Below are 538 nucleotides of genomic sequence, written 5' to 3' on the forward strand. Positions count from 1 at the left end.
GGTCTGCACGCTGTTCGGTGGCGACCCGGAGACGCCGGCATCGCCGATCGAGCGCGATCTGTCGCAGATCGAGGTTGATGTCTCGACCATGCTGTTTCAGCAGGTCGCGCAGGCCCTGAACGGATCGGGGCGGCGCTCGCTCGACCTGCGTCTGCCCGTACCGCGCGCGATGTCGGGCACCGAAGCCAAACGGCACGTTTTGCGAGATGGTGCGGCACTGCGCATCGTTCTTGGCATCTCAACACCAGCCGACAGCGGCACGGTCACTGTGACGATGCCGCAGCGTATCGTTCTGGCCAGCCGCGACAGCGCCGCCGGCACCGGCGGTGATGACCACGGCCCGAGTTGGCGGGAGCGCTTCTCGGAAGAGGTGATGCGCTCGACAGTGGCGCTCGAAGCCACCATGCCGCTGGCGCGGCTGACACTTGGCGACCTCGCCAATCTCGAAGTGGGCCAGGTCATCGACTTCGACGAAACGGCGCAATCAAGGGCGCGCCTCAGCGCGCGCGGCCAGACGCTGTTCGTATGCGAGTTCGGC

1 protein-coding gene is annotated in these 538 nt (G+C 66.7%); it reads left to right on the forward strand.

The window, feature by feature from the left end; all coding sequences use genetic code 11:
• On the forward strand, positions 1–538 hold a 538-nt coding region (locus tag ACWTU8_RS32160; RefSeq protein WP_455851294.1), incomplete at both ends, for a FliM/FliN family flagellar motor switch protein.

This window comes from Mesorhizobium sp. BHbdii (genome assembly GCF_053848045.1).